Annotated in this window: 19 protein-coding genes and 1 pseudogene; 7 read left to right on the top strand and 13 right to left on the bottom strand. The window is 71.4% G+C overall.

Translation table 11 applies throughout. The features are described from left to right. Positions 1 to 31 precede the first annotated feature (31 nt). Both ACFHW1_RS03115 and ACFHW1_RS03110 read left to right on the top strand, forming a co-directional pair. Positions 32 to 796, top strand: a complete 765-nt coding sequence (locus ACFHW1_RS03115) for an enoyl-CoA hydratase-related protein (protein WP_416552136.1) — start codon at positions 32 to 34, stop codon at positions 794 to 796. 136 nt (positions 797 to 932) lie between these two features. Beyond that, positions 933 to 1,151, top strand: coding sequence for a hypothetical protein (locus tag ACFHW1_RS03110; protein WP_278174201.1), 219 nt, complete (start codon positions 933 to 935; stop codon positions 1,149 to 1,151). 33 nt (positions 1,152 to 1,184) lie between these two features. On the opposite strand, the gene ACFHW1_RS03105 is transcribed toward ACFHW1_RS03110, so the two are convergent. The 11 genes and pseudogenes from ACFHW1_RS03105 to ACFHW1_RS03055 form a co-directional block, all read right to left on the bottom strand. Then, entirely contained in the window at positions 1,185 to 2,147 is a 963-nt protein-coding gene (locus tag ACFHW1_RS03105) for a TIGR03557 family F420-dependent LLM class oxidoreductase (RefSeq protein ID WP_416552137.1), read from the bottom strand. Positions 2,148 to 2,286: 139 nt separating this feature from the next. Next, positions 2,287 to 5,001, bottom strand: coding sequence for a KGGVGR-motif variant AAA ATPase (locus ACFHW1_RS03100; RefSeq protein WP_416552138.1), 2,715 nt, complete (start codon positions 4,999 to 5,001; stop codon positions 2,287 to 2,289). Further along, on the bottom strand, positions 4,998 to 5,417 hold the full coding sequence (locus ACFHW1_RS03095; RefSeq protein WP_416614747.1) for a hypothetical protein: 420 nt from the start codon (positions 5,415 to 5,417) through the stop codon (positions 4,998 to 5,000). The genes ACFHW1_RS03100 and ACFHW1_RS03095 overlap by 4 nt, the downstream gene beginning before the upstream one ends. 82 nt (positions 5,418 to 5,499) lie before the next feature. Continuing rightward, positions 5,500 to 6,741, bottom strand: coding sequence for a beta-ketoacyl synthase N-terminal-like domain-containing protein (locus ACFHW1_RS03090; protein ID WP_416552362.1), 1,242 nt, complete (start codon positions 6,739 to 6,741; stop codon positions 5,500 to 5,502). 44 nt (positions 6,742 to 6,785) lie between these two features. After that, a complete protein-coding gene (locus tag ACFHW1_RS03085; RefSeq protein ID WP_416568523.1) occupies positions 6,786 to 8,069 on the bottom strand; it encodes a beta-ketoacyl-[acyl-carrier-protein] synthase family protein in 1,284 nt (427 codons plus the stop codon). Positions 8,070 to 8,185: 116 nt separating this feature from the next. Beyond that, a pseudogene (locus tag ACFHW1_RS03080) lies at positions 8,186 to 8,557 on the bottom strand (cupin domain-containing protein); the annotation flags it as partial. Beyond that, entirely contained in the window at positions 8,554 to 9,348 is a 795-nt protein-coding gene (locus ACFHW1_RS03075; protein ID WP_416568522.1) for an SRPBCC family protein, read from the bottom strand. The gene ACFHW1_RS03075 and the pseudogene ACFHW1_RS03080, both read right to left, overlap by 4 nt. 24 nt (positions 9,349 to 9,372) lie before the next feature. Then, a complete protein-coding gene (locus ACFHW1_RS03070) occupies positions 9,373 to 10,743 on the bottom strand; it encodes an acetyl-CoA carboxylase biotin carboxylase subunit (protein WP_416552363.1) in 1,371 nt (456 codons plus the stop codon). A 13-nt stretch (positions 10,744 to 10,756) separates the two neighbouring features. Beyond that, positions 10,757 to 11,257, bottom strand: a complete 501-nt coding sequence (gene accB / locus ACFHW1_RS03065) for an acetyl-CoA carboxylase biotin carboxyl carrier protein (protein WP_416552142.1) — start codon at positions 11,255 to 11,257, stop codon at positions 10,757 to 10,759. Then, positions 11,254 to 13,047 carry an acetyl-CoA carboxylase carboxyltransferase subunit alpha gene (locus ACFHW1_RS03060; RefSeq protein WP_416568521.1) on the bottom strand — a complete coding sequence of 598 codons (1,794 nt, stop codon included), beginning with the start codon at positions 13,045 to 13,047 and terminating at the stop codon, positions 11,254 to 11,256. The genes accB and ACFHW1_RS03060 overlap by 4 nt, the downstream gene beginning before the upstream one ends. Continuing rightward, positions 13,044 to 13,379, bottom strand: coding sequence for a TcmI family type II polyketide cyclase (locus ACFHW1_RS03055; RefSeq protein ID WP_282233836.1), 336 nt, complete (start codon positions 13,377 to 13,379; stop codon positions 13,044 to 13,046). The genes ACFHW1_RS03060 and ACFHW1_RS03055 overlap by 4 nt, the downstream gene beginning before the upstream one ends. Positions 13,380 to 13,716: 337 nt before the next feature. On the opposite strand from ACFHW1_RS03055, the gene ACFHW1_RS03050 reads away from it, so the two are divergent. Further along, positions 13,717 to 14,523: an AfsR/SARP family transcriptional regulator gene (locus ACFHW1_RS03050; RefSeq protein ID WP_416552144.1), complete on the top strand. Its 807-nt coding sequence runs from the start codon at positions 13,717 to 13,719 to the stop codon at positions 14,521 to 14,523. Positions 14,524 to 14,527: 4 nt separating this feature from the next. On the opposite strand, the gene ACFHW1_RS03045 is transcribed toward ACFHW1_RS03050, so the two are convergent. Together ACFHW1_RS03045 and ACFHW1_RS03040 are read right to left on the bottom strand one after the other, a co-directional pair. Then, positions 14,528 to 14,680: a hypothetical protein gene (locus ACFHW1_RS03045; protein ID WP_416552145.1), complete on the bottom strand. Its 153-nt coding sequence runs from the start codon at positions 14,678 to 14,680 to the stop codon at positions 14,528 to 14,530. 108 nt (positions 14,681 to 14,788) lie between these two features. After that, a complete protein-coding gene (locus ACFHW1_RS03040; protein WP_416552146.1) occupies positions 14,789 to 16,681 on the bottom strand; it encodes an ABC transporter ATP-binding protein in 1,893 nt (630 codons plus the stop codon). A 151-nt stretch (positions 16,682 to 16,832) separates the two neighbouring features. On the opposite strand from ACFHW1_RS03040, the gene ACFHW1_RS03035 reads away from it, so the two are divergent. Genes ACFHW1_RS03035 through ACFHW1_RS03020 form a run of 4 tightly spaced genes read left to right on the top strand, consistent with a single transcriptional unit; the run spans position 16,833 to position 20,054 of the window. Continuing rightward, positions 16,833 to 17,225, top strand: a complete 393-nt coding sequence (locus ACFHW1_RS03035; protein WP_416568519.1) for a TOBE domain-containing protein — start codon at positions 16,833 to 16,835, stop codon at positions 17,223 to 17,225. Next, positions 17,225 to 18,031 (top strand): molybdate ABC transporter substrate-binding protein, encoded by an 807-nt coding sequence (modA, locus tag ACFHW1_RS03030; RefSeq protein WP_416568518.1) that lies wholly within the window; start codon positions 17,225 to 17,227, stop codon positions 18,029 to 18,031. The genes ACFHW1_RS03035 and modA overlap by 1 nt, the downstream gene beginning before the upstream one ends. Then, positions 18,028 to 18,858 carry an ABC transporter permease gene (locus tag ACFHW1_RS03025; protein WP_416552149.1) on the top strand — a complete coding sequence of 277 codons (831 nt, stop codon included), beginning with the start codon at positions 18,028 to 18,030 and terminating at the stop codon, positions 18,856 to 18,858. The genes modA and ACFHW1_RS03025 overlap by 4 nt, the downstream gene beginning before the upstream one ends. Continuing rightward, on the top strand, positions 18,855 to 20,054 hold the full coding sequence (locus tag ACFHW1_RS03020) for an ABC transporter ATP-binding protein (RefSeq protein ID WP_416552150.1): 1,200 nt from the start codon (positions 18,855 to 18,857) through the stop codon (positions 20,052 to 20,054). Before ACFHW1_RS03025 ends, ACFHW1_RS03020 begins: the two co-directional genes overlap by 4 nt. The last annotated feature ends 15 nt before the right edge of the window (positions 20,055 to 20,069 follow it).

The following is a 20,069-nucleotide window of genomic DNA, read 5'->3' as shown; positions in this document are numbered from 1 at the left end:
ACCATCCTGCGAACCGACTGGAGGAACCGACATGCATCTGACGACCGAGCGGGACGGTGCCGTGGTCACCGTACGGCTGCACCGGCCCGCGGCCCGCAACGCACTCAGCACCGCGCTCTGCGACGAACTCGTCGCTACCCTGCGACCACTGGACCGAGACCCGGACATCGGCTGTTTCGTGATCACGGGGTCCGACGGCTTCTTCTCCGCCGGCGCCGACATCCGGGAAATGGCGGCGATGAGCCCGGTGCAGGCGATGACGGCCGATCTCTTCGCCGGCTGGGAGGAGTTCGCCGCGTTCCGGACACCGAAGATCGCTGCGGTCGCCGGCTACGCGCTCGGCGGTGGCTGCGAACTGGCCATGATGTGCGATTTGGTGTTCGCCGCCGAGGATGCCCGGTTCGGTCAGCCCGAGATCACCCTCGGGGTGATTCCCGGCATCGGCGGCACCCAGCGGCTGACCCGGCTGGTCGGCACGGCGAAGGCGATGGATCTGATTCTCACCGGGCGGATGATGCCGGCCCGGGAGGCGGAGCAGTGCGGCCTGGTGTCCCGGATCGTGCCCGCCGATCAGTTGCTCGTCGAGGCCCGGTCGGCGGCGGCGGTGATTGCCGGGCACAGCCGGCTCGCGGTCACCGCCGCCCGCGAGGCGGTCCAGCGGTCGCAGGAGGTCGGACTGCGTGAGGGGCTGCTGTTCGAACGGAGGGTCTTTCACGGATTGTTCGCCACCGCCGACCGAGCGGAGGGGATGTCCGCGTTCCTGGAAAGACGGCCGGCACGGTTCACCGGCAGCTGAGCCGACCGGGCTTCACTTGGCCGGCCGGGCTGTCACCGGCCGGCCAGCCAGCTGCGGCGGAGGGATCCGGCGGGATTTGATAGTTATTGTGCGTACGGATGAGGCGCGGGCTGGCTGAACCGGCAAGGATCGGCATATGAAGGTTCTCTTCCTGGGTGGCCCGTGGCATGACCAACGTCGCGAGGTGACGCCCCGCCGCCTCGCCGCTGCCGCGGACACCTTGCCAACGCAGTACACGGTGCCGCTCCGACCCGGGGTCAAGCCCGTCACCTACACCCGCCGTTACGCCCGCAGTCAGGGCGAGCGGCTGCCGGTCTACGTCGCCCCCGACTATTCCGGCCCGGCCCGCGCCTGACAAGGGCGGCGCCGACGCCCGAGCCGGCCGCCGTCACCGGTCGAGCCCCCGCAACCGGTCGGCCAGCTCCCGCTCGAAGAAGTCCAGGAAACCGTCCGGGTCGGGCCCGGCGTTCTGCAGCACGATGTGGTCGAAACCGGCGTCGACGTACGGTTTGACCGCCTCGAGGTGCACCGCCGGGTCCGGCCCTACGCTGAAATGCGCGGCGATGTCGTCGGCGTCGACCATCGCCGAGGCCGCCTCGAAGTTCACCGGGTTGGGCAACTCGCTCATCACCTTCCAGCCGGTCAGTGCCCAACGGCTGGACTCCCAGGCCGCCTTGACCGCCTGATTCTCGTCCACCGCCCAGGCCATCGGCACCTCGGCGTAGCGCGGCCCGGCGCCGCCGGCCCGCCGGTAGTGTTCGACGATCGAGCCCTTCGGCTCGGTGGCGAACAGTCCGTCGCCGAGTTCGGCGGCCAGCCGGGCGGACTCCGAGCCGCTGGCGGCCACCGCGATCACCGGCGGGGTCGGCGGCAGGTCGAACACTCGCGCGTCGTCGAGCTGCAGGTGCTTTCCCTGGTACGTGTGGTAGCCGCCGGACCAGAGCAGCCGGATGATCTCCAGCGCTTCGCGGAGCCGCTCGTGCCGCCCGTGCACACTCGGGAACGGCTCCCCGGTGACGTGTTCGTTGAGGCGTTCGCCGGCACCCACGCCGAGGGTGAACCGGCCGTCGGACAGCAGCGCCACGGTCGCCGCGGCCTGGGCGACGATCGCCGGGTGGTAGCGCAGGCTCGGGCAGGTCACGCCGGTGGCCAGCCCGATCCGTTCGGTACGGGCGGCGACCGCACCGAGCACGCTCCAGGTGAACGGCGAGTGGCCCTGGGAGTCCAGCCACGGGTGGAAGTGGTCGCTCATCTCGACGAAGTCGAACCCGGCCTGCTCGGCCCGCACCGCCTGGGCAATCAGGTCGGCCGGTCCGAACGCCTCGGTAGCCAACTTGTAGCCGATCCGCATGTGTCTGCCCTCCCCTGTCTGCCGCTGACAGCCCGGTCGGATCCGACACCGTCCGGGCACTCCCGTCCGGAGTACCCACTACCAGCCGGGCCATACACGGAGCCGGTGGACATCGCTTCGCCGGTCGGCCGAGCGCCGGTCACCCTCTGGTGTTGCGTCGTCGGGCCAGTTTCGCCACGGCGAGGACCCGGGGCCTGCGGCCGCTGGCGAATCCGAACCCGAGGCCGTGCCGGAAGATCTCCGGGATCCAGTAGTGATCGTCCTCGCGGAAGATCACGCCGTTTGCTTCCAGCAGCCGGACCTGGTCAACGCTCAGCTGCGCCGAACTCAACGTGATCGGGAGCTTCTTCTGGTCGGCGTCCAACTGGTTGAGGTGGCTGAGGATATCGCCGACCGGCTTGTTTTCGTTGCTGATCGCTGCGATCTTTTCCTCGCTGCAGAGGGGAAGCGAGTCGCGCATCGCATTGGGCGTGAGTATACGATCAGACCAACGTTCAGCTCCGACCGACGATTTGGCGGACTGGGCAAGAAAGAAGACGATGTCCCGAGCCTGGATGTCGCCCTGGAAGTCAGACAATGCAGCGAAGAACCAAACCTCGGAACGGGCTTCCTTCGACTTCGGGGTCCCCATCTTGTCACCCCACACCGCGAGCATGAGGTTCGACAGCTCGTCGGCGCTGGCGGTTCGGACCTCGTCGTCTGAGGAGCTCAGGGCATCCGCGCGCTGGCAGACCCACGCGGCGAGCCGTAGCGCCTCCTCGCGATTCCAGTGTAGTTCGTACTTCTCGTACCGCTTCTCGAACTGGCCGACGTTCTGGTGGATCGCCTTCTGAACCAAGTCGCGCCGGACGAACGCGACCATACCGAGCGGGCGGCCTCGCAGTGCCCGCAGCCAGTCTGCACAGTCGACGAGCAGAGTCCGTAGCCCGAGTTGCTGCCGCCAGTCGTCGGCGAAGTTCGGAAAGACGTCCTCCAACCCGTCTACGACGAAGATCGCCGATTGTTGTCTGGCGAACTCGGTCAGTTTTTCCTCCGCAGACTCCGGAGTTGCGTCCAGCCCGAGCGACCGGGCAAAACAGGTCAGCCAGATTCGGCGCCACTCGGTGGGTTTCATTTCCTTGGCCCAGGCGTCGGTTATCATCGTCCGGATCTGCAGTGAGTTCGCAGCCTCTCCGCCAGTGAGTCTTCGTGCCTCTTCGTCTCGCCGCTCGTTGATCAGCGGTGCGGGATGGTCGAGATTGCTCGAGGCCAGCACCGGGATCGTCGGTGCCGGTAGAGGTACGTCGTCGACGCCGGCAGCCTGGGCGAACTGCGCCCAGGTAGGACGGCGGCACAGTTGGAGAAAGGTGAATGTCTTGCCTGCGCCTTTTCTGCCGATCACGATCGCGATCGGCAGCTCGGTCCGGTGCGCCGCGGCGAGATTGCGCAGCGAGTCGGTCACCAGAAAATCGTCTGTCAGGGATGTTTCCGCATACACCAGGTTGCCCGCTGCGCGCCCCAGCCCGGTCCTGAGCTCGTCCAGGTTTGCCGGCGCGGTCGCCGGGCGGCCCGTCGTTGAATCCTCCGGAAGGCGCTGCTGGAGCGACTCGATGAGTGGCGCGAGGCATTCGGTGAGCCGGGCCTGCCCGATACGGTCGGCGACGTCTGCCCAGGAAGCCGGCAGGTTGAGGAGACCAGGGCTGAAACGACTGGTCATCAACGGGATGGCGATGTCCGCGTCCACCATGACATTGATCTGGGCGGAGGGCTGGTCGGCGCGCAACGAGATCGTACGGGCGGTGCGGAGCAGATCGGTGGCTACCTCTGCGAGCCGTTCGTCATGATCCTGATCACTGAACTGAGTGATCAGCAGGGAGCAGAGCGGATCATCCTCCCGGGCCGGTGCCAGCCGGGCCAGCTCGCGGAGTACCTGATCGGTTCCTCGTACCGATTGATCACTGATCGTAGTGGCGAACACTCGCGCGACTCGTGGATCGAGCAGCAGCGGTGCGCTGAGTTCACTGGCGCCGGCGCGGAGATCGACCAGAACGGCGTCAACGCCCAGGGCAGCACCGAGCTGCGCCAGCGAGTTGGCGAGCACATATGGGTCACGATCATCGGTGAGCAGATGGACGGGCTCGATGTCCGGCGGGGAGAGACGGTTGTGATCGCGGCGGGCCGGCATGACGATCACCCCGTCGAGTTCCTGATTGACGAGGAACTTTCGTCCGATCGTCACCGCCTCGGTGAACTCGGAACCGGCTGCACCGTGCACCAGCGCGAGGAAGTCCTCGTAGGCGAAGTCAACCCTGATCGAGTCGCCGACCATCCAGGTGATTCCCGGTGCCTCCAGGTCCGCGTCGACCAGCAGCACCCGTAGCCCGGCAGCGGTGAGCCGTTGGGTGGCGGCGACACAGTGTAGGGTGCGCCCCACGCCCCCCTTGAAGGAGTGGAACGCGATCACCGGCATCTCGGCGGGAAGCGGTGAGGTCGGTGGAGGGAGCTGCTCGGCCAGTTCCGCTACGACTCGACGTTCACTCCATCGGGGTCGTCGGTCAAGTGGCGGGACATCTGTGCCGGTGATGAGCGTGACCGGAAGCGGACGTTCTTCTCCTGCGTCGTCGAGCAGCACGCACCCACGTTCGGGTTCGATCGTCAGCGGGCCGAGCACATCGCGAAGCCAGGTCCACACCGTCTCCGGCTGGGTGGACTGGTCGATGAAGAACCGAACGCTGTCCCAGTACGCGTCGACCTCGCGTAACCAGGCGGGCCATTGGCCTTGCCGCGCGAGTCGCGCAAAGTATCGATTGACGTCGATCCAAGTGAACAAGTGGTCGGGATGGGCGATCCGCACGGCGTCCTGATCATCGTTCATCGACCGAGCTCCTTTCGACACCAGTTCCCGAGCGAGGTCAAGCCTGCCACACACCGTTGCTCGTCCTCGGGATCCAGGCCGGCGCCGTATCGCCACGCTTCGTGCAGTCGGGGAACGGTCACCGGCGCGGCGGCCAGCTGGCCTGACGCCGCCCTCCGGCAGTCCACCAACTGCTGGTACTCGGCGGCGTTCAGCCTGAAGTGCGCGGCGAGCCGCCGAAGATCATGGCTGAGCAGGTAATCGGGAAGCTGGTCGGTCCGCTGCAGGTTCGTGCGGCGCAGGGCGACGGCTTTGAGCCCACACTCGACCGAGTAGAAGCGGAGCAGATGCGAAACCGTGCCGGGATTGTTGTCTGCGGCGTCCCTGAGCCGGGCGTAGCTGTTCGCAAGATCACGATGCGTGACGTGTAGGGGCACCGAGCGATGCTACTGCTGTCGCCGCAAGATGGTCGGCCCGCGATCCGGTCGGCCCGGTTGAACGACGACAGCGTGGACAGTTTCAGCGCCAGGCCGGGTCGCGGCGCAGCAGCAGGGCGCTGTTGAAGCCGTCGAAGCCACGGGCGGCGACCAGCGCGGCGTGCCCCGTGCACTCCCGTGCCGTACGGACGAAGTCCAGGTCGCAGCCGGGGGCCGGGCGGCGCGGTGCGGCGGTCGGCGGCAGCAGCCGGTGCCGCAGCGCCAGCAGCGCGGTCGCCACGTCCAGCGCCGCACTGCCCTGGTGTGCCCGCCCGGTCAACGGCTTCGGCGTGGTCACCGGCGGCGGCGTCGGGCCGAAGACCGCCCGCACCGCCCGCGCCTCGGCCCGGTCGAAACGCGGTACGCCGAGCGCGTCCGGCAGACAGACGTCCACCTGGGCCGGAGCCACCCCGGCGGTCGCCAACGCCCGGCGCATCGCCCGGGCGTACTGGTCGGCGTCCCCGCCGGTGTGCCGGTCGGTGTGCCGGGCGTCGTGGCTGGCCCCCCAGCCGGCGACCTCGCCGTAGATCACCGGCGCACCCCGGGCCAGCGCGTGCCCCAGCTCCTCGACGACCAGCACCGCACCGCCCTCACCCGGCAGGTAGCCGGCGGCGTCGACGTCGAACGGCAGGTACGCCGACTCCGGGTCGGTGCCGGTGCTGAGCAGCCCGCTACGCAGCTGGCAGGCCAGCGCGTACGGGCTCAGCGCGCATTCGGTGGCACCGGCCAGCACCACGTCGGCGCCCCGCCGGATGGTCCGGGCGGCGTGCGCCAGGCTGTCCAGCCCGCCGGCCGCCTCGGCGACCAGCACCCCGCAGGCACCCTTGAACTGGTGGGCGATGGAGAGCTGGCCGACACTGGCGGCGTAGAACCAGGCGATCGACTGGTACGCCCCGACGGTACGGCCGGGCCGGCTCCACAGCCGCTGCAGCTCCCGCTGGCCGAACAGGTTGCCCCCGGACGAGCTGGCCAGTGCCACCGCGTACCGGTCGGGGTCGTCGGCGGTGTCCGGCAGCCCGGCGTCGGCCAGCGCCAGCCGGGTGCCGGCGAAACCGAGATGGGTCCACCGGTCGGTCTGCACCGCCCGCCGGTTGTCGGTCCACTGCAGCGCGTCGAAGTCGGTCACCTCGCCGGCCAGGGTGACCGGGTACGGCGCCGGGTCGAACAGGGTGATCCGCCCGGTGCGGACCTGCCCGGCCAGGGTCGCCTTCCAGTGCGCGTCGGCACCGAGTCCGGTCGGCGCCACCACGCCGATCCCGGTGACCACCGCCCGGCGGCCGGGCACCGCGGCCCGCTGACCGGGCAGCGCGGCCGGGGGGCCGTCGGCGCTCACCGTACTGTCCTGTCCGGTCGGGCGAAGACCATCGCCGACTGGAATCCGCCGAATCCGCTGCCGACCGACAACGCGACGTCGACCGGTAGCTCACGAGCGGTGTTCGGGACGTAGTCCAGGTCGCATTCCGGGTCGCGGGTGCGCCAGTTCGCGGTTGGCGGGACCATCCCGTGCGCCATGGCGAGCGCGCAGGCCGCCATCTCGATCGAGCCGATCGCGCCGAGCGAATGCCCGATCATCGATTTGATCGAGCTGACCGGCACCCGGTACGCCGCGTCCCCGAGCGCCCGTTTGAACGCGGCTGTCTCGTGCCGGTCGTTCTGCCGGGTGCCGGAGCCGTGTGCGCTGACGTACGACACGTCGTCCGGGTTGAGCCGGGCCTGGTCCATCGCGTCCACGATGGCCAGTGCCATCTCCGCGCCGTCCGGCCGCAGCCCGGTCATGTGGTAGCCGTTGCTGCGGGTGGCGTACCCGCCGATCTCGCAGTAGATCCGCGCGCCGCGCCGCCGCGCGTGGCCCAGCTCCTCCAGCACCAGCACGGCGGCCCCCTCGGCGAGCACGAACCCGTGCCGGTCGTTGTCGAACGGCCGGCTGGCGTGCGCCGGGTCGTCGTTGTCCGGGCTGGTCGCCCCGATCGCGTCGAACGACGCGACGGTGACCGGGGAGATCGGCGAGTCGGCGGCACCGGCGAGCATCACGTCCGCGTCCCCGTCGACGATCAACTGGTGGGCGTAGCCGATCGCGTCGATGCCGGAGGTGCAGCCGGTGGAGATCACCTGCGCCGGCCCGTGCAGCCCGTGCCGGCAGGCCACGTCGGCGGCCAGGCTGCTGGGCACCAGCGCCTGATAGAGGTACGGCATGGTGCAGTCCGGGTCGACCAGCCAGTGGCTGCCCGCGTCGCTGGCCACCACGTACTCCTGCTCCAAAGCCACGGTGCCGCCGACCGCCGAGCCGAGCGCCACCCCGGCCCGCTGCCGGCCGGCGTCGTCGAGGCACAGCCCGGCGTCGGCGACCGCCTCGATCGAGCAGGCGAGGGCGAACTGGACGTACCGGTCGGCCCGTCGCCGCTCGCGCGGGCCGAGCCCGGCGCCCGTCGGGTCGAAGTCGCATTCGGCGGCGATCTGGGACCGGAACGGGGACGGGTCGAAGACGGTGATCCGGCGGGTCGCGGTACGCCCGGCGGTGATCGTCGCCCAGAACGCCTCCCGGGTGGCGCCGCCCGGGGCGACCACCCCGACACCGGTCACGACCGTACGCCGGGACGACCCGGCCGCGGTCACGGCCGGTGCCCGTTGGGTGTGGTGGTCCGGGTGCGCGGCATCGGCCGGGGGCCGGACCTGGCGGAGTCCCGACCCGCCCCGGCGGTGTCCGGACCGGGGCCGAGCACCGCCGGTCCCTCGGTGTCGACGTGGCCGAGTTCGGGACGCGGCGCCAGCGGGCTGAGGTGGAAGACCACTTCGGCCGGCCCTCTGCTGACGTTGCGCAGCCGGTGCCGGGTGTTCATCGGCACGAACAGCCCTTCGGCGCGGTGCACCGCCACCGGCAGGTCGTCCAGGTCGACGACAATCTCACCGCGCGCGACGTAGAGGAACTCCTCGCTGTACGGGTGGTAGTGCTCGGCGATGCGTTCGCCGGGGCGCAGCACCGCCAGGCCGAGGAAGCCGGAGGTGCTGCCGACCGTCCGTGGACCGAGCAGGACGCGCAGTTCGCCGCCGCGTCGCCGGTCGGCGGCGAGGTCGCGGGCGGCGACGAGCCGTGGATCGTTCATCGGGTGCCTCCGGCGGGGTCTGCGGTGCGGGCGAGGGTTTCGATCCGGTCGCGGATGATGTCCAGCTGGATCCGGCTGTTGGTGTTGATCCGTTCGGTCATGCCGGCGTTGTCGAGCGGCGCGGTCGGTCGCATGGCGAAGTCCTGCACCCAGGTCATCCGGGTGCCGCCGGGGACCTCGGCGTAGTCCCAGCGGATCCGCATGTACTCGAACGGTCCGGTCTCCACCCGGTGGGCAAGCACCCGGCGGCGGCTCCGGTCGGCGGTGCGTTCGCTGACCCAGCTCCAGACCGTTCCGTTCTCGTCCGGGTGCATGGTCAACCGGAACCGCACGGTGTCCCCTTGCCGGTGCACGATCTGCACCGACGCGTACTCGGTGAACAGGTCGGGCCACCGGTCGACGTCGTTGGTGACCGCCCAGACGAGGTCCAACGGGGCGGCGATCACCACGCTGTTCTCGGTGTGTCCGGGGGGCGGCCCGGTGGTGGTCGCGCCGACCCCGGCGGCCGCATCGGCGTCGGTAGCCGAGTTGGCTTCGCCGGTGATTTCGTCGGCGACCAGTTCGGCGATCTCGACGATGGTCAGGTCCGCGCTCTCCGGCGGGATCCGCACCTGGTACCGGTCGGCCACCACGGCCTGAAGTTCCAGCAACGCCAGCGAGTCCAGGCCGAGTTCGGCCAGGGACGCCGTCGGCGCGTCGGCGGCGCCGGCCGGGTCGAGCCCGCAGTTGCGTACCAGGATCGCGGTGATGTCCGCGGCGGTGACCTTCTGCTGATCATCGGTGATGCTCATCCGCTCCTCCTCGGGTGTGTGTGGTCAGGCCGTACGGGTCTGCGACGGCTCGTCGAGCAGCCGGCCGACCAGGCCGGTCGAGAGCCGTCCCTTGCGGAACATGGCGTCGTCCAGCACGCGGCGCAGGAACGGGACGGTGGTGTGGACGCCGGGGCCGCGTACGTCGAACTCGCTCAGCGCGCGCTCCATCCGGTTGAGCGCCAGTTCCCGGTCCGGTGCCCAGACGACGACCTTGGCCAGCAGCGGGTCGTAGTGCGGTCCGACGACGTACCCGGTGTGGCCGTGGGTGTCGACCCGGGTGAACGGGCCGCCGGGGATCTCGAAGCGGTCCAGCCGGCCAGGTGTCGGGGTGAATCCGCGCTGCGGGTCCTCGGCGTTGACCCGGCATTCGACCGCGACGCCCCGGGGCCGGATGTCCGGCTGGCGCAGCCGCAGCGGCGTACCGCAGGCGATGTGGATCTGTTCCTGCACCAGGTCCACCCCGCTGATCATCTCGGTGACCGGGTGTTCCACCTGGATCCGGCAGTTGATCTCAATGAAGTGGAACTGGTCGTTCTCGTCGACCAGGAACTCGAAGGTGCCGGCGCCGACGTAGCCGACCGCGAGCGCGCCGCGCAGCGCCACCGCGGCCATCTCGTCGAGCATCGCCGCCGGCAGCGTAGGTGCCGGACCCTCCTCAATGAGCTTTTGATGCCGGCGCTGCACCGAGCAGTCCCGGGTGCCCAGGTGCACCCCGTTGCCGTGGCCGTCGCAGAGCACCTGCACCTCGACGTGCCGGGCCTGGGTGAGGAACCGTTCCAGGTAGACCCGGTCGTCGCCGAAGACCGCCCGGGCGGTCTGCCGGGTCCGGTGGTACGCCGGCGTCAGATCCGCCTCGTCGGTGACCACCGTCATTCCCCGCCCACCGCCGCCAGCCGCCGCCTTGATGATCACCGGATAGCCGATCTCGGCGGCGACCGTGGCGGCGTGGGCACTGCTGGGCACCGGCTCCCGGCTACCCGGCGGCAGCGGCAGGCCGGCCGTCCCAAGCACGTCCCGGGCCTTGGCCTTGTCCCCGAGGGCCAGCATGACCTGCGGCGGTGGGCCGATGAAGACCAGTCCGTTCTCCGCGCAGATGTCGGCGAAGTCGACGTCCTCGGAGAGGAAGCCGTATCCGGGGTGGACGGCCTGGGCACCGGTGCGCCGGGCCGCTTCGACGATCGCCGCCGCGTTGAGGTAGCTGGCCCGGCTCGGCGGCGGGCCGATCTGCACCGCCTCGTCGGCGAACCGGACCACCGCCGAGTCGCGGTCCGCGGTGGAGTGCACCGCTACGGTCCGTACGCCGAGCTCCCGGCAGGCCCGGGCGACCCGCAGCGCGATCTCTCCCCGGTTGGCGATCAGAATCTTCTCGAACACGGTCACCGCCTCCTCAGCCCGGTGCCACGGCGATCAGCGGCTGGTCGAATTCGACCGGTTCGCCGTCGCCGGCCAGGATCTCCACGACGACCCCTGGCCGGTCGGTGGTGATCTCGTTCATCAGCTTCATCGCCTCGACGATCCCGATCACCTGACCCGGCTCGATCGAGTCGCCTACATCGACGAATGGCGCTCCGCCGGGCTCTGCGGCCCGGTAGAACGTGCCGACGATCGGTGACCCGATCCGGTGCCCGGACGCTGGCGTGGCCTGGTCCGCTGGCGGTGCGGTCAGTCCGGCCGCCGGCGTGTCGGCCGGGGACGACGGTGGGGCCGGGACCGGCGTCGTCCGGTCGTGCCACTCGATGTCGATCACCGTGTCGCCGTGCCGGACCTGGACCCGGCGCAGTGGACCGGTGAGTTCACCGACCAGCGCCCGGGTCTGCTCGGCGAGTCGACGTAGCTGACCGCCCGGCTCCGACCCGGCCGGGGTTCCGTTGGCGGCGGCACTGGTCATCGCGGACTCACCTGGATCGTCGGGTCGCTGTCGGGCTGCGGTACGTCGGCGTCGACGGTGCCCGCCCCGTACCGGCGGAACCGTCGGGATCGTCGACACAGCAGGTCGGTGATGGGTACGGCGAGCAGGTCGGACAGCGCGGCGGTCAGCGCCGCCCGTACCCGGTCGGCGGCGCTGGCCGGATCGCGCTGCGCGCCGCCCGGTGGTTCGCCGACGATGCCGTCGGCGACGCCGAGGCGTGCCAGGTCGGGCGCGGTGAGCTGGAGCGCGGCGGCGGCCCGGGGCGCGGCGGCCCGGTCGTGGAACAGGATGGCGGCGCAACCCTCGGGACTGATCACCGAGTAGACGGCGTTCTGCAGCATCAGCACCCGGTCGGCGACGGCCAGCGCGAGCGCTCCGCCGCTGCCGCCCTCACCGGTGACGACGGCGACCACCGGGGTGGGCAGTCGGGCCAGGGTGCGCAGGCAGGTGGCGATCGCGGCGGCCTGGCCTTGTTCCTCGGCGTCGACCCCCGGATGTGCGCCCGGGGTGTCGATCAGGGTGACCACCGGCAGTCCGAGCCGGGCGGCGAGCCCCATCACCCGCAACGCCTTGCGGTAGCCGGCCGGGCTGGCCATGCCGAAGTTGCGGGCCAGCATCTCCCGGGAGTCGTGGCCTTTCTGCTGCCCGATGACGGCGACCGGCTGGTCGCCGAGCCGGGCCAGCCCGGCGACGATCGCCGGGCAGTCCGCGCCGAGCCGGTCGCCGTGCAACTCGACGAAGCCGTCGAACGCCGTTCGCAGGTAGTCCAGAGTGGTCGGCCGGGCCAGGTCCCGGGCGGTACGCACCGACTGCCAGGCGGTCGGCGTCGCGTCGGTCCGATGCGTCGGCCTGGGGCGCGGAATCGGCCCCGTTCCCGCCGTCGTCGATCCGGCCACCGGCACCGGCCCGTCGTCGGGCCGGGCGGCCCGCCCGGCGGACGCGGCCAGCGGACCTGCTCCGGCCCGGCCACCCGCGGCCAGCGCGAGCAGGGCGCGCAGCCGGGGGCGTAGGTCGTGGCGTTCGACGACCATGTCGACCTGGCCGTGCCGGAGCAGGAACTCCGCGGTCTGGAAACCGGGGGGCAACGCCTGGCGGATCGTCTCCCGGATCACCCGGGGGCCGGCGAACCCCATCCGGGCGCCGCGTTCGGCGATCACCAGGTCGGTGTTGGTGGCGAACGAGGCTGCGACGCCGCCGTACGTCGGATCGGTGACGACGCTGACGGTGAGCAGTCCGGCGGCGCGCAGTTCGGCGATCGCGCAGCTGACCGTCGCCATCTGCATCAGCGCCAGGACGCCCTCCTGCATCCGCGCCCCGCCGGAGGCGGTGACCAGCACCAGCGGATCCCGGGCGGCGAGCGCCTCCTCGGCGGCGCGGGTGATCAACTCGCCGGTGGCGCAGCCGAGGCTGCCACCGAGGAACCGGAAGTCCATCACCGCCAGGACGGCCCGATGCCCGCCGATCCGGGCGGCGCCGCACAACACCGCCTCCGCCAGGCCGGTCGCCGCCCGCGCCTGGGCCAGCCGTCGCCGGTACGGCATCGAGTCGACGAACCTCAACGGGTCCACCTCGGCGGCGCGGTCGGCGAGCCTGGTGAAGCTGTCCGGGTCGACCAGCTGTCCGATCCGATCCGCCGCGGTCAACCGCTGATGGTGTCCACACTCGGGGCAGACCTCCAGGTTGCGGCGCATCCGTCGCCGGTAGACCAGTGCGTGACAGGCGCGGCAGCGCAGCCAGCGGTTGCGGCCCGGGGCCGCCACGGTGGTCATCGGGGCCGCCCGGTCGGTGCGTCCCAGTGGTAGAACCGGTGCGCCATCGCGTCCCGAGGTGACCGCCAGCTCGCCAGGTACGGGCTGATGTAGCTGGCGAGTCGGCGGCTGACCTCGTCGAACTCCGGGTGTCGCCGGGCGGCGGCCACCGCGTCCGGTCCGGTCTCGTCGGTCTCGATCAGATGCACGTACAGGTCGTGCAGCCGGTAGAGCGACCGGTGCCGTACCCCGGCCAGGTGGGGCAGGTCGGTCAGGTCCGATTCAGCGAAGATCTCCGCGACCTGCTGCTCCGCGTCGGGGACGACCTTGGCGATGATCAGCGAGCGATCCATGGTTCCTCCCAGCGGCGTCGGGCCCGGTCCTGGCCAACCTTGCCGCCGTCGGCGTCACCGACGCGTTGTCCCTACCGCCCGGGTCATCGCCCGTCGGTGACGTCGACGTGACGGACTATGAGTACAGTGCGTGATCGTTCTCGATGTGCACCGGAATCATCGGCGGTCGTTGAGATTCGACAAAACCCCAGGTCAGACGGGATTGAATCGGTGGGTCGAGTGAATCGGGTAGCCGACTGTATGTTGACTGAGAGTAATTGTGATTGATAATCTTCGTGACGCGATGACGTGATCCAAGGGCGGCGACCGGTGACTGACGTGTGCAGGGGGTTCGGCCGTGACGTCAGAGGCAGGCAACGCGGGGGCATCATTCCGACTACTGCTCCTCGGCGGCTTCCGTTTGATCCACCAGCACGAGACCGTGTCGATCCCCCGTGGACTGCAGCGGATCGTCGCGGTGATCGGGCTGCGACCCGGCGCCACCCGTGCCCACCTGGCCGGTCTGCTCTGGCCGGAAGCCGCCGAGGACCGCGCACTGTCCTCGCTGCGTACCGCGCTGTGGCGGCTGCGTCAGGAGCCGAACTGCCCGCTGCGGACCGCCGGCGACACCGTCCGGCTCGACCAGCAGGTCCAGGTCGACGTCGACGACCTGGTCCGGACCGCCGCGCGGGTGCGCGACGGTGGGGACCCGCGGCTGGCCGACGCGGTGCTCACCGCCGCCCGGCACGACCTGCTGCCCGGCTGGTACGACGACTGGGTGCTGCTGGAACGGGAACGGCTGCGGCAGTTGCGGCTGCACCTGCTCGAGCACATCGCCCGCTCCCATCTGAACGCCGGTCGGCACGACGAGGCGCTGCAGGCCGCACTGGAAGCGGTCGGTGCCGAACCGTTGCGGGAAACCCCGCACCGGCTGATCGTGCAGATCCATCTCGCCGAGGGCAACGCCTACGAGGCGCTGCACGCCTTCTACGCGTACCGCGATCTGGCCCTGCGGGAGCTGCAGCTGGAACCGTCCCCGGCGATGGCCGCGCTGATCGGCGACATCCTCACCCCGATCCGTGACGCGCCGGCCCGGCGCACACTCGACCGGCGTCGGCCGGGTGAGTCGGCGTCCGGCCCGGTCAGCCCTCGCCCGGCCCGCTGACCCGTCAGGCGTCACCGCCGAGCGAGACCCGGACCAGGGCAGCGGCGAACCGGGGCAGGTCGCGTTCACCCACCAGGGCGATACCCGCCTCGGCGCTGAACGTGCGGCCCTGCCGGTCGAGCAGCGCGTTGACCGCGCGTACCTGCCGATCCGCCATCGTGGCAACCCCCGCTTCCGGCCGACGAGGTACCCCCGGCCGCGCGGACCAAACGGGAGCAGTACGCCGTGCCCCCCTACGGCGTCGTCGGTCGGTTTCGGCGTCGGGTCAGCCCACGTCGCTCGGCACCAGCTCCCCGGTGCCGGCGCGGTCACCGTCCGCTGGCCCGCCGGCGCGGTCACCGTCCGCCGCTCCGCCGGCCTGGGCGATCCGCAGCGCCTCCACCAGATCGCGGTACAGCTCGTCGGTGGCCAACAGCGTCTGGTGGTCGCCGTACGCGCGGATCCGCCCGCTGTCCACCACCACGATGGTGTCGGCGTCGATGACGGTGGAGAGCCGGTGCGCGATGGTGACCACCGCGCCGTTGCCGGCCTGCTCCCGGATGCAGTCGTGGATGGCCGCCTCGGTGAGTCCATCGACCTGGGCTGTCGCCTCGTCGAGCAGCAGGACGTCCGGCCGCCGCAGGATCGCCCGGGCCAGTGCGATCCGCTGCCGCTGTCCGCCGGACATCGACGACGGAGTGAGCAGGGTGTCCAGCCCGTCGCCGAGCGAGTCGATCTTCTCAGTCAGCCGGACCGCGTGCAGCGCGCGGCGAATCTCCCCGTCGGTGGCGTCCGGGTGGGTGAACAGCAGGTTCTCCCGGATGGTGCCGGGGATCACCGGGGTGTCCTGCTCGACGTACGCCAGCCGGCTCCGGACCTGCTCGTGCCTCAGCGACGGGTACGGTCGACCGTCGAGCAGCAGCTCGCCCCGCTGCGGTACGAGGAACCGCAGGATCAGCGAGAAGAGGGTGGTCTTGCCGGCGCCGGACGGGCCGACGATGGCCAGGTGCCCACGGCGTGGCACGGCGAGGTCGATGTCGTGTACCGCGGCCGGTAGGTCGGGCCCGTAGCCGGCGGTGACCTGCCGCAGTTCCAGCACCGGTCGGTCGGTGTCGGCGGTTGCCCGACCAGCCCGGCCGGCCGCCGGCTCCGGGCTTGTCCCCGGCGCCGGTGTGGCGGTCGGGTCGCCCTCGGCCGGCATCGCCTCGACCTGCCGGATCCGACCGGCGGCCGCGATCCCGGACTGCAGCGCGGTGAGGTGCCGGCTCAGCGTGGTGACCGGCTCCATCAGTCCGAACGCGTACAGCAGGAACGCGATCAGGCTGGAGACCGGCAGCGCGCCGGTGCCGACCCGCCAGGCACCGAGACCGAGGATCGTGATGATGGCCAACTGGATGCCGGCCCAGGCGGCGGTCCAGGCCAGGGCCTCGCGGCGGATGGCCGCGATGCTCTGCCGGGCCGACTCGCGGGCCTCGTCGACGATCCGCTCCGACTGGCGCTGCTCGGCCCGGCTCACCTTGACCGTGCGGATCGCCCGCAGGGTGCCCTCCAACGCCGAGCCCAACCTGCCGACGTGCTCCTGGGCGCGTTCGCGCGCCTTGGCGATGCCCGGCAGCAACAGGCTGAACAGGACGGTCATCCCGGCGACCGAGGCGACGGTGGCGCCGAGCAGTACCAGGTCGAGCACAGCCATCAGCACCAGCGTGCCGACGAGCCGTACCGAGCCGTTGATCAGGCCGATCACGCTCGACGAGGCGGCTTCGCGCAGCAGCACCGTGTCCGAGGTGACCCGGGTGACGAACTCGCCGGTGGGCCGGGCGGTGACGGCCGGCACGGTGGCCCGGAACAGCCGGCGCACCATCGACTGGCGGGCGTCGAGGATCACCCGTTCGCCGACGGTGCCGAGCAGGATCCACTGCCACAGCCAGATCACCACACCGACGACGAGCAGCCCGAGCAGCGCGAGCACCGGGCCGCGCAGCGACGCCGCCCCGGTCAGGGTGTCCAGCACCCATTTGGTGACCATCGGCGTGGTGAGGCCGGCGGCGGAGCCGACCAGGGCGAGGAACAGGCCGAGGCCCAGCGCGCGGCGGTGCGGCCGGGCGAACGACCAGAGCAGGCGGAGCCGGGGCAACCGGCGGTCGGCGATGGGAGATTCGGCGGTCTGCGCGACGGTCACACCATCAAGTGGACCACGGGCCGTGCCAGCTGGACCCCGGTGGTTGGTGGCGGGGCGCTGCCCGACCTGCGTTTAGGTACCAACCGTGGCTTGCACCTGCGAGCGGAAATGACCTTTTGTATCGCAGGTGCGAGAGGATAACGTCTGGCTTGTGACGACCTACCGGATCGGCGACGCCGCCGAACTGCTCGGCGTGAGCGTCGACACCGTGCGGCGCTGGGTGGACGCCGGCAAACTCGCCGCTGCCCGGGACAGCAACGGTCACCGGATGATCGCCGGCGTCGATCTGGCGGCGTTCGCCCGCGCCCTCGCCGACGACCCCGATGAGGGCGTCGGTCGGTCGTCGGCCCGTAACCGGATGCGCGGCATCGTCACCGCGGTCACCCGGGACACCGTGATGGCCCAGGTCGACATCCAGGCCGGCCCGTTCCGGATCGTCTCGCTGATGAGCAGCGAAGCCGCCGACGAACTCGGCCTGACCGTCGGCACCACCGCCACCGCCGTCGTCAAGTCCACCAACGTCGTCGTCGAACGGGGCAACTGATGCGCCGCCGCGCGAACTCCCTCGCCCTGGTGGCCGCCACCGCGTTGCTGGCCGCCAGCTGCGCCACCGGCACCGGCACCGGCACCGGATCGGATTCCGACGGTGCCCGGGGCGACGCCGTACCCGGCGTCACCGGCACACTCACCGTGCTGGCCGCCGCCTCGCTCACCGACGCGTTCACCCGGATCGGGGCCGACTTCGAGGCGGCCAACCCCGATGTGTCCGTCACCTTCAGCTTCGCCGGCAGCTCCCAGCTCGCCCAGCAGATCACCGCCGGGGCACCCGCCGACGTGTTCGCCGCCGCCAGCCCGGCCACCATGGCAACGGTCGTCTCCGCCGGTGAGGCAGCTGGCGAACCGGCTGTCTTCGCCCGCAACCAGCTGGTCATCGCGGTGCCGGACGGCAACCCGGCCGGCGTCACCGGGCTGGCCGACCTCACCAGGTCCGGCGTCAAGGTCGCCCTCTGCGCCGAGCAGGTGCCATGCGGGGCGGCCGCCCGTACCGCGCTCGACGCCGCCGGCAGCGACCTCGTCCCGGTCACCTTCGAACGGGACGTCCGCGCCGCCCTGTCCAAGGTCCGCCTCGGCGAGGTGGACGCCGCCGTCGTCTACCGCACCGACGCGGCCGCCGCCGCCGACGAGGTCGACGCCGTCGAGTTCGTCGAGGCCGCCCGGGCGATCAACGACTACCCGATCGTCACCCTGGCGGCTGCCACCAACCCGCAGGCCGGGGAGGCATTCGTCGGGTACGTCCGCGCCGCCGCCGGCCAGGCCGTCCTGACCGACGCCGGCTTCCATGGTCCGTGACCACGCCCGCGCCGCCCGCCGTCAGCCGGCGACGTCGCCGTACCGACCGGCGGCTGCCGGTCTTCCTCGCCCTGCCCGCCCTGGCCGGACTGGCCTTCCTGACGCTACCGCTGGCCGGCCTGCTGCTGCGTACCCCGTGGGCGCAGCTGCCGGCCCGGCTCACCGCGCCCGGCGTATTCGACGCGCTGCGGCTGTCGCTGCTGACCGCCACTGCCGCCACCGTGCTGTGCCTGCTGCTCGGCGTACCGCTGGCCTGGCTGCTGGCCCGCACCCGGTTTCCCGGCCGGGGCCTGATCCGCGCCCTGGTCACCGTGCCTCTGGTGCTGCCGCCGGTGGTCGGCGGCGTCGCGTTGCTGCTCGTCTACGGCCGGCGTGGCCTGGTCGGCGGCTGGCTGGACAGCGCATTCGGGGTGACCCTGCCGTTCACCACCGCCGCCGTCGTGCTCGCCGAAGCGTTCGTCGCCATGCCGTTCCTGATCATCGCGGTTGAGGGCGCGCTGCGTGGTGCCGACCCCCGATACGAGGAGGCCGCCACCACCCTCGGGGCCAGCAGGTGGACCACGTTTCGCCGGGTCACCCTGCCGATCGTCGCCCCCGGGATCGCCGCCGGTTCGGTGCTGTGCTGGGCGCGGGCGCTCGGCGAGTTCGGCGCCACCATCACCTTCGCCGGCAACTTCCCCGGCCGTACGCAGACCATGCCGCTCGCCGTCTACCTTGCCCTGGAGCAGGATTTCGACGCCGCGATCGTGCTGAGCCTGCTGCTGCTGACCGTCTCCGTGGTGATTCTCGCCGGGCTGCGGGACCGCTGGGTCGGTGGCCTGCGGTGACCACGCAGCGACGGGCCGTCCCCGATCCCGTCCCCGACCCAGGGCCGGCGGCGGCGCTCGACGCGCATCTGGTGGTCCGCCGCGCCGGGTTCACCCTCGACCTGCGGCTGACCGTCGCCGCCGGGGAGGTGGTCGCGTTGCTCGGGCCCAACGGAGCCGGCAAGACCACCGCGTTGCGGGCCCTCGCCGGGCTGCAGCCGCTGCACGCCGGTTACCTGCGCCTCGGTGACCGGACGCTGGACCAGCCGGACAAGGGGGTGCTGGTGGCACCGGAGCATCGGCCGATCGGCGTGGTCTTCCAGGACTATCTGCTGTTCCCGCACCTGACCGCGCTGGACAACGTGGCGTTCGGGCCGCGTAGCCACGGCGTGCCGCGTCGCGTCGCGCGGGACGCGGCGGCTGGTTGGCTGGACCGGGTCGGGCTGACCGGACATGCCCGACGCCGGCCCCGTGAGCTGTCCGGCGGGCAGGCGCAGCGGGTCGCGTTGGCCCGGGCGCTCGCCGTACGCCCGCAACTGCTGCTGCTCGACGAGCCGCTCGCCGCGCTCGACGCCCGGACCCGGGCGGAGACCCGCGCCCACCTGCGGCAGCACCTCGCCGCGCACACCGGCGTCGCCGTGCTGGTCAGCCACGACCCGTTGGACGCGATGATGCTCGCCGACCGGCTGGTGATCGTCGAGGACGGCCGGCTGGTGCAGTCGGGGGACGCGGCCACCGTGACCGCCCGCCCGCGTAGCGACTACGTGGCCCGGCTGGTCGGACTCAACCTCTACCGGGGCAGCGGGGACGGGACCAGCGTCACGCTGCCCGGCGGCTTCCGGCTGGTCGCCGCCGAGCCGCAGCGCGGCGACGTGTTCGTGGCGTTCCCGCCGTCGGCGGTGGCGCTCTACCGGCGGCGTCCGGACGGCAGCCCGCGCAACTCGTGGCCGGCCACCGTCAGCAGTGTCGCCCGCAACGGCGACCGGCTGCGGGTCGAGCTGGCCGGGCCGTTACCAGTCGGAGCGGACATCACCGCGGCGGCGGCCGCGCACCTCGACCTGCGTCGCGGCGAGCGGGTGTGGGCGACCCTCAAAGCGACCGAGGTGGCCGGATATCCGGCGGACCCGGACCGTACGATTCTCGGTGGAAGCCAGGCTTCCGACAGCAATTCGTCTCCAGGAGGGAATCCAGGTGAGCACCGGGATCGAGACGCGTGAGTTCCAGGCCGAGGC

The sequence above is a fragment of the Micromonospora sp. LOL_014 genome, from assembly GCF_048060245.1.
Lineage (GTDB): Bacteria > Actinomycetota > Actinomycetes > Mycobacteriales > Micromonosporaceae > Micromonospora_E.
This window is presented reverse-complemented; position numbering and strand designations above follow the sequence as displayed.

Coding starts and splice junctions, on each gene's coding strand:
- ACFHW1_RS03100 (WP_416552138.1), bottom strand. CDS start 5,001: ATGAACGATGATCAGGACGCCGTGCGGATCGCCCATCCCGACCACTTG.
- ACFHW1_RS03075 (WP_416568522.1), bottom strand. CDS start 9,348: ATGAGCATCACCGATGATCAGCAGAAGGTCACCGCCGCGGACATCACC.
- ACFHW1_RS03110 (WP_278174201.1), top strand. CDS start 933: ATGAAGGTTCTCTTCCTGGGTGGCCCGTGGCATGACCAACGTCGCGAG.
- ACFHW1_RS03055 (WP_282233836.1), bottom strand. CDS start 13,379: ATGGATCGCTCGCTGATCATCGCCAAGGTCGTCCCCGACGCGGAGCAG.
- modA (WP_416568518.1), top strand. CDS start 17,225: ATGCGCCGCCGCGCGAACTCCCTCGCCCTGGTGGCCGCCACCGCGTTG.
- ACFHW1_RS03045 (WP_416552145.1), bottom strand. CDS start 14,680: ATGGCGGATCGGCAGGTACGCGCGGTCAACGCGCTGCTCGACCGGCAG.
- accB (WP_416552142.1), bottom strand. CDS start 11,257: ATGACCAGTGCCGCCGCCAACGGAACCCCGGCCGGGTCGGAGCCGGGC.
- ACFHW1_RS03060 (WP_416568521.1), bottom strand. CDS start 13,047: ATGACCACCGTGGCGGCCCCGGGCCGCAACCGCTGGCTGCGCTGCCGC.
- ACFHW1_RS03105 (WP_416552137.1), bottom strand. CDS start 2,147: ATGCGGATCGGCTACAAGTTGGCTACCGAGGCGTTCGGACCGGCCGAC.
- ACFHW1_RS03115 (WP_416552136.1), top strand. CDS start 32: ATGCATCTGACGACCGAGCGGGACGGTGCCGTGGTCACCGTACGGCTG.